Source organism: Accumulibacter sp. (genome assembly GCF_029255145.1).
Classification (GTDB): domain Bacteria; phylum Pseudomonadota; class Gammaproteobacteria; order Burkholderiales; family Rhodocyclaceae; genus Accumulibacter.
Window position 1 is genome coordinate 1 of record NZ_JAPUVQ010000057.1, and the last position, 6,803, is coordinate 6,803.

The 6,803-nt window shown below is 62.3% G+C and carries 7 protein-coding genes; 5 read left to right on the top strand and 2 right to left on the bottom strand.

All coding sequences use genetic code 11. From position 1 onward, the window contains the following. Positions 1-228: 228 nt before the first annotated feature. The 3 genes from Q1L50_RS06190 to Q1L50_RS06200 all read left to right on the top strand — a co-directional run bounded on the left by Q1L50_RS06190 (position 229) and on the right by Q1L50_RS06200 (position 2,521). Positions 229-927, top strand: a complete 699-nt coding sequence (locus tag Q1L50_RS06190; protein WP_300336783.1) for a hypothetical protein — start codon at positions 229-231, stop codon at positions 925-927. A 237-nt stretch (positions 928-1,164) separates the two neighbouring features. Beyond that, the gene (locus Q1L50_RS06195) at positions 1,165-2,148 is read left to right on the top strand and encodes an aldolase/citrate lyase family protein (protein WP_300336785.1); all 984 of its coding nucleotides are present in this window, start codon (positions 1,165-1,167) and stop codon (positions 2,146-2,148) included. 4 nt (positions 2,149-2,152) lie between these two features. Further along, positions 2,153-2,521, top strand: coding sequence for a nucleotide pyrophosphohydrolase (locus Q1L50_RS06200; RefSeq protein WP_300336787.1), 369 nt, complete (start codon positions 2,153-2,155; stop codon positions 2,519-2,521). A gap of 74 nt (positions 2,522-2,595) precedes the next feature. Here Q1L50_RS06200 and rlmJ read toward each other — a convergent pair whose 3' ends face one another. Then, positions 2,596-3,441 carry a 23S rRNA (adenine(2030)-N(6))-methyltransferase RlmJ gene (rlmJ, locus tag Q1L50_RS06205; protein ID WP_300336788.1) on the bottom strand — a complete coding sequence of 282 codons (846 nt, stop codon included), beginning with the start codon at positions 3,439-3,441 and terminating at the stop codon, positions 2,596-2,598. Positions 3,442-3,507: 66 nt separating this feature from the next. Beyond that, positions 3,508-4,752, bottom strand: a complete 1,245-nt coding sequence (locus tag Q1L50_RS06210) for a nitronate monooxygenase (RefSeq protein WP_300336793.1) — start codon at positions 4,750-4,752, stop codon at positions 3,508-3,510. A gap of 237 nt (positions 4,753-4,989) precedes the next feature. On the opposite strand from Q1L50_RS06210, the gene folE reads away from it, so the two are divergent. After that, the gene (gene folE, locus Q1L50_RS06215) at positions 4,990-5,634 is read left to right on the top strand and encodes a GTP cyclohydrolase I FolE (protein WP_300336790.1); all 645 of its coding nucleotides are present in this window, start codon (positions 4,990-4,992) and stop codon (positions 5,632-5,634) included. 67 nt (positions 5,635-5,701) lie between these two features. Next, the gene (locus Q1L50_RS06220; RefSeq protein ID WP_300336792.1) at positions 5,702-6,541 is read left to right on the top strand and encodes a helix-turn-helix domain-containing protein; all 840 of its coding nucleotides are present in this window, start codon (positions 5,702-5,704) and stop codon (positions 6,539-6,541) included. Positions 6,542-6,803 lie beyond the last annotated feature (262 nt).

Genomic DNA, 6,803 nt, shown 5'->3' on the forward strand with positions numbered 1-6,803 from the left:
AGCTTGGGGAGCTACGAAGTTCGGCTCCCGGGAACCGCTGCGGACCTCAACCAGGGCCCACTGGGTCACGCTTGATGGGTCAGCTTTGGTGAGCAAGGGCGGGTCAGCTCCGGAGAGCGTCAAGGGCTCTCGACCAAGGGCAAGGCCAAGGTCGCCGTCGAGATACAGTGGAGCAGGCAGGACGAGGATGAGACGCTGCGGCGTCAGGACAGATACGAGGAAGCCGGCGTGCGGGGCCTTTGGCTGCTCCGCCAGCACGACCTCCCGATCTTCGCCGACGTCCTGCCATCCTTCCGCCTGATCTTCGACGCGAAGTCCAAATCGTTCTCCGTGGCCTTGCCGTCGCCCGCCTACCATCCGAAGTGGATCAAGACGAGGGACAGGGACGAGTCGCGCTATTGGAGCCAGACGATCGAACTGTCGAGGTTCGCCGAGGGGGCCGTCTCCGGCCGGCTTCGGTTCGCCCCGGCGATCGGCGCGACGCTCCCCTTGGAGGTGTTCACGACTCCCACGACCTGCCAACGGTGCGGGGAGGCGACGAAGGTCGTCACCTTCATGACGCTGGCAGCCTCGAAGGTCCTGCCGGGCCATCCGAACATTCTGGCCTCACTCCGGACGCTCGACGGCATCCTCGGCGGCGAGGAAGTGATCGGCCGATGGCTGCCCCGGAACCTGCTCCAACGACACGGGATCGGGGCCTTGAAGGTCCGAAAGAGCGGACTCGACGTCGAGAACCGGGAGTCATACCTCTCCAACGGGTGTGTAGGGTGCGACGCGTTGCAGGCCCGATATTTCGAGGACCGCCTTCCTGATGAGTCGGAGGAGTTGGCCTTCTCCGTCGATGTCGTCTTGGACGGAGGGATTGCCGTCCAACTGCTCAACTTAGATTCCCACATCTATCGCTGGTGGTTCGACGAGCGACCCTGACGGGGTCGCCGGAGGTCGGACAAACAAAAGCACCCGCGGTTTCCAGTCGGGGGCTTCTGATTCTTCCCTTTTCAGTCTCAGGATGCGTTTGGCATCATTCCAACAGAAAAGGTGAACGGCTTGGACCAGTCCGCGGTTTTTTCTTGGCTGACGGTTGCCCGCAGCTACGACCATCAGCAGCGGAAGATATCGCGGTAGAATTCCGCTCTCTCGAAAACCGGACGCTTCAAAAACACTATGCGCCATCCCAGCCAAGTCCTCTTTGCCGGCGAAAAGCCGTTCCCGATGATCCCCGCGGTCGACCACTACGCGGGCTCCGAGAAGCTGATCAACAAGGCCCTCCAACTGCAGAGCGAGCTGGGCCCGATCTTCGACATTACCTGTGACTGCGAGGACGGGGCACCGGCCGGCGCCGACCGGGAACACGCCGAGATGGTCGCCGGGCTGATAATGAGTGCCGGCAACCGGCACCAGCGCGTCGGCGTCCGCGTCCACGATATTGCTCATCCCGGCTGGCAGCAGGACCTCGAGATCATCGTCGCCAGTGCCGGCCAGCGCCTGGCCTTCGTGACCCTGCCGAAGGTGAGCGGCGGCGAAGACGTGCGGCAGCAGTTGCGTGTGTTGCGAAGCGCCACCGCTGCCGCTGGTCTCGTCCGCCAGATCCCGGTGCACGTGCTGATCGAGACCTACGGCGCTTTGCGCGACGTATGGGAAATAGCCACGATGCCCGAGGTCGAATCGCTCGATTTCGGCCTGATGGACTTTGTCAGCGGCCACCACGGCGCCATCCCGGCATCGGCGATGCGCAGCCCGGGGCAATTCGAGCATCCGCTGATCGTCCGCGCCAAGTGCGAAATCGCGGCGGCGGCGCTGGCCAACGGCGCCGTGCCGTCGCATAACGTGACCACCGAACTCAGGGATCTCGCGGTCATCCGCCACGATGCCGAGCGCGCGCGCAATGAATTCGGCTACCTGCGGATGTGGAGCATTCACCCCAATCAAATCGTGCCGATCGTCGAAGCGATGCGCCCCGACTTCTCGGAAGTCGAAAAAGCCACCGCCATCCTGATCGCCGCGCAGGATGGCGACTGGGCGCCGATCGAGCATCACGGACTGCTGCACGACCGCGCCTCGTACCGCTACTACTGGGAGCTGCTGGCCCGCGCGCAAGCCACCGGCATGAGCCTGCCCGAAGCAGCACGGCAACGTTTCTTCAGCTGAGACGATGAATCTTCCGGCGCTGACCGCCAAGATCATCGAGTTTCGCGACCAGCGCAACTGGGCGCAGTTTCATAGCCTGCGCAATCTGATCGTCGCGCTGAATCTAGAAGCCGGCGAACTGCTCGAACTGACCCAGTGGAAGAGCGATGCCGAGGTAGCCACGTCGGCCGCCAGCGGCGAAGGCCGCGAGGCGCTCCGAGATGAATGCGCCGACGTCCTGATCTACCTGCTGCTGATCGCCGACAATGCCGGCATCGACCTCGAAGACGCGGCGCGCGCCAAACTGCTCAGGAATGCCACCCGATATCCGGTTGACCGCTGCTACGGATCGAGCAGGAAGCACTCGCCCGCCGGGGAAGATCAGGCCGGGTAATCGCCCACGGTGGGCGCTGCATGCTGGCGTGCCGACTCCTCCGCGGGAGCCGAACCATTCAGCCGGCGGACGACTCAAGCCGCCTGGCTTTCAAGCGTAAAGCCGGCGCCCTCATCGCTGCCCAGCACAGCGACCAGCCAGGGCATCAGTTCCTGGAGCGTGCCCTGCAGCGTCCACGGGGGATTGATCACGAAGAGGCCACTGCCGTGCATCCCGAAGCCGTCGACATCCGGCGTCCTGACGCGCAGCGCGACATGCAGCCAGTTGCTGGCCGGCAAACGCTTCAGCCGCGGCGGCAAGTCGTGTGCTTCGAGCCGGGTCAATTGCGGATACCACAGCAGGTAAGTGCCCCCTGGAAAGCGCTGCAGGCAATCCCTGAGCGCGTGGATGACCCGCTGGTAGTCATGCTTCTCTTCATACGCCGGGTCGATCAGCACCAGCGCGCGCCGACACGGCGGCGGCAACAAGGCCTTGAGCCCGGCGAACCCGTCGCTGTGGTCGACGAGCACCCGCGCACCGACGCTCGCGAAATGCTCGCGCAAACGCAGCACGTCGCGGCTGTGCAGTTCGAAAAGACGCATACGATCCTGCGCCCGCATCGTCCATAATGCAAAATCGGGCGAGCCGGGGTAGACCTTGAGGCCGCCGCCCGGATTGATTCGACGCACCAGATCGACATAGTCGGCGACTGCCGGCGGCAGATCCTTGCGCCCCCACAGTCGGGCGATGCCTTGCCGGTACTCTGCGAGCTTGGCTGCCTGCGCCGACTCCAGCGCGTACGAACCCGCGCCGGCGTGACTGTCGATGTACCAGAAGGCCTTATCCTTGCGGCCAAGGTAACGGGTCAGCTGTACCAGCACCAGATGCTTGAGAACGTCGGCGTGGTTGCCCGCATGGAAGGCGTGACGATAGCTGAGCATCGACTAAAGCCCTTTCATTTTGGCAGCACAAGAGATAGCGGCGACCGCCCGGACAGCCCGGCCACCCTATACGGGGGTGCGGATTCTGCCGTCGGTGCTGAACTGGTAATCGCGGAAGATGTGCTCGGCGCTCAGCAGTTGATAGCTGCCGTCGGGCAAACGCCTAGAGGTATCCTTGAGGCGATACGTGTAATGACCACAGGTCCAGCAATCGAAGTTGCGCATCTGCGTGCAAAGACAGGTCTTGTCCTTGACCGAGATGCGCTTGAGGCCGGGATTGGCTTCGACCTCGCGGTTGTAGGCGCTGATATACGAGCAACTGCCCGTACTGTCGAGCAGGTAGCCGTAGGCCTCGCAATTCGGCCGAATGCCGTCGCCAATCGCCGGACTGTTGCTCAGCATGCGCATCGGGTAACCGGTGGGCGAGATCTGGTTGACCTCGATCTGATCCTCGGTAGCCTCGAAGTAGCGCTGTTTGACGTCCTCTGGCAGACCGCACTCGCGGGATACGGTGAACCGCGTCGCCACCTGCACCGCCGCTGCGCCCTCATCGAGAAACGACACCGCGTCGCTGCCGGTGAAGATGCCGCCTGCCGGAATCAGCGGAATATCGAGCTGCTCGGCCTTCAGATAGCGATGAATCTCGCTGAAGATGGTCGCCAGATCGTACGCCGCCCAATCCATCCCGAAACCGAGGTGACCGCCAGCCAGCGGCCCCTCGACGACGACGTAGTCAGGCAGCCGCTGGCAGCGGGCGGTCTTGCGCAGAAACAGCTGCAGGGCGCGCAGCGACGAGACGATGATCCCCAGCTTGGCATCACGAAAACGCGGATGGTCCTCGATCAGGGCGAACGAACCGAGATGCAATCCGGCAGCCAGGGTGATGCCATCGGCACCGGCGTCCAGCGCCCCTTGCATGCGGACCCGCAGCGTCTCCCGGGGCGAGTTCATGGTCAGCTTTTCCATGCAGTTGACGAAAATCAGGCCTTCGCCACGTTTTGCCTCCATGGTCTTGCCAACGTGCATCCGGGTCGCCTCGGCGAGTTGTCCGAGATCGAAGCGAACGACCGATTTGTCCGAATTGGCGACGTTGAATTTGTACTGCTTTAGCTTGTCCTTGACGAACTTGGCATTGAACCGCCGGTCGGCGACGGTATTGACCATCGCATCGGAGATATGGCCAACACCACCCAGTCGTGCGGCTTCGAGCGCCAGCTCGGCGGTCGAAATGTCGACGCCCATGCCGCCGATCATGATCGGCACCAGTTCCCTGTTGCCGAAACGCAAGCGGAAATCATCAACGCTCTTCATCCATTTCCTTCCCGACCCGGGCCAGTGTCCCCAGCCTGCCCGCCAGGGGATCACCGCAATCCCCACGAACTGGCCATTATCGCTCATCGCAAGCCTCTTTGGCTTGCCGCGTGCAAGGAAATCGCAATCGTGGGCCCGCGCAGCGCCGCCCTGCCCAGCAGGGAACGGCGCGAGCCATCGGACGCGGCGACGACGTGTATCATCGCTACATCTGCCGACAACTTGCCGAAGCATCCAATGCCAGAATGCAGCCACCACGACCAACCACCCAACAGCGCATGTGATATTGGCATCCCGCGCCAGACGGCCTTCGACGTCGCCGCCTTCGAGCGGGCGGTCGGCGACCTGCTCAAGGCCTGCGGCATTGCCGCCGATGGCGCGCACATGGGACGTACCGCGCAACGGGTCCGCGAACTCTGGCAAGACCGGTTGCTCGGTGGCTACGACCTCGACCCTGCCGCGGCGCTCGGCGACGGCTTTGCCGACCCTGGCAGCGATCTGGTGGTGATCCGTGGCATTGCCGTGCACGGCGTCTGCCCGCACCACCTGGTCCCTTTTCGTGGCCTGGCCCACGTCGCCTACCTGCCGGGTGGCCGCCTGCATGGTTTTGGCCGCATCGCGCGACTGGTCGACGCCATCGGCCACCGCTTCACCTATCAGGAATGGATGACGCGTGATATTGCCAAAGCGTTGATGCAGCACGGCAAGGCGCGTGGCGCCGCCTGTGTCGTCGAAGCCGAGCAGTTGTGTTTGTTGCTTGGTGAAGACCGGCGGGGTGACGAGCGAGTGATTACCCAGTCCTTCGTCGGCGACTTCGAGCGCTCGCCGCAAGCGCGCAACGAGTTCCTGCGCGCCATCGCCGGTGGCCGCTGCAGCGACTGATCGACGAACACCAACGTACCCAGTCGGACCAGAGGTTGTGAACGTTTTGCCTTTGCTTGGAATACACATGGTGACCCGCGTTGTGCGTCGTGCAGATACGCCGTTATCACCAGCGGCAGATGAATCTGTACGACCCCGCAGCGCCTTGGTGGACGCCGCCGGGGTCGATCTTCCGGTGGCAGCGTGCGACTCGGCCATCGTTTCAACCTCGAAAAGCTCGGGCCGGGGAGTCTGGATTAAGGCCGGACGTAACAAGAGGCCTACCTCGGTGACAGCGGCGACGAAAGCGGAGTTGCTGGCATTGGCTGAGGACTTGCCTTGCCTGTGGGATCACCCAGGCAGTTCGCCGCAAATCAAGAAGCGTCTGCTTCGTACGGTACTCAAGGATATCATTGCCACTTCCGAGGACAATGCCATTCGCTTGGTGCTGCATTGGCAGGGCGGGGATCATACGGAACTGCGATTTGAGAAGATCCGTACGGGCAAACATCGGTATGTGATGGATACCGACACGATCGAACTGATTCGCTCATTGGCCCGGATTCAACCGGACGCGATGATCGCCTCGATCCTGAATCGAATGGGGAGACATACGCCTCATGGTCAAACCTGGACCGCTGTACGCGTGTGTGCTACCCGAAATAATCACGCGATCGCCGTGTATCGTGAAGGCGAGCGGCAAACCCGTGGCGAACTGAGCGTTTCCGAGGTGGCTGCAATCCTGAGCGTCACGCAGACCACCGTACTACGGATGATCCGGCTGCGGCACATGCCAGCGACCCAGGCTTGCGTCAATGCACCATGGGTTGTGCGCCAAGACGACCTGGATCGGTACTTGGCGGACCACCGTCCAGCCGGAAGGCCGCAAACATCCAATCCGAATCAGCTGTCCCTTGCAATTCAATAACATATGGAGGTATGCGCAATGTCCGGTGCTTCATCACCTATCGTGAACATCTGAATAATCAACTGGTTATTGGAAAGAGCATCAACCTGCTTGACCAAAATCGCTCGTTTTTCCATCACGATTGATGACCGTGCTCAACAATGACGTGGTATTTCGGTGCGTCGTCGAACAACTCGGCCTGCCGTCGATATTTGACGACGATCAAGCGGAACGCTTTCCTGGTCTCGTTCATGCTGTGCAGCGTTTCGGCAACGGCACAGTC